This window comes from Rothia sp. HMSC069C10 (genome assembly GCF_001812205.1).
GTDB classification, from domain to species: Bacteria; Actinomycetota; Actinomycetes; order Actinomycetales; family Micrococcaceae; genus Rothia; species Rothia mucilaginosa.
The window spans coordinates 1-311 of sequence record NZ_KV808296.1; the positions used below are offsets into that span (position 1 = coordinate 1).

1 pseudogene is annotated in these 311 nt (G+C 60.5%); it reads left to right on the plus strand.

The window, feature by feature from the left end:
* Positions 1-46 precede the first annotated feature (46 nt).
* Positions 47-311 (plus strand): annotated as a pseudogene (locus HMPREF2842_RS02355) (multidrug transporter); the annotation flags it as partial.

Sequence of the window (311 nt, forward strand, 5' to 3'; positions counted from 1 at the left end):
GTGTAATGTGGTGTACAACTCACTCTCACGATAAGGAGTTTTGACGATGAAGTCCCTCAACCGCCACTCCGCCGTATCTGCTCCTGGCACCGGAACTAGCCCTCGCACTGGCATGAGCCGCCGCCTGCTCGCCACGGGCGCCCTGCTGGCCATCGGCGTGCTCCCGCTGAGTGCATGCTCGCTCTTCAACCCGCCGCTGGAACGCGACGAAAGCGTCCACGCCATCTTCGACGCGGAGCAGGACATCGTGAAGATGCCCCTGGACGATTACCTCTACTACGAGTTGGGCACTCATTACGAATACACGGCCT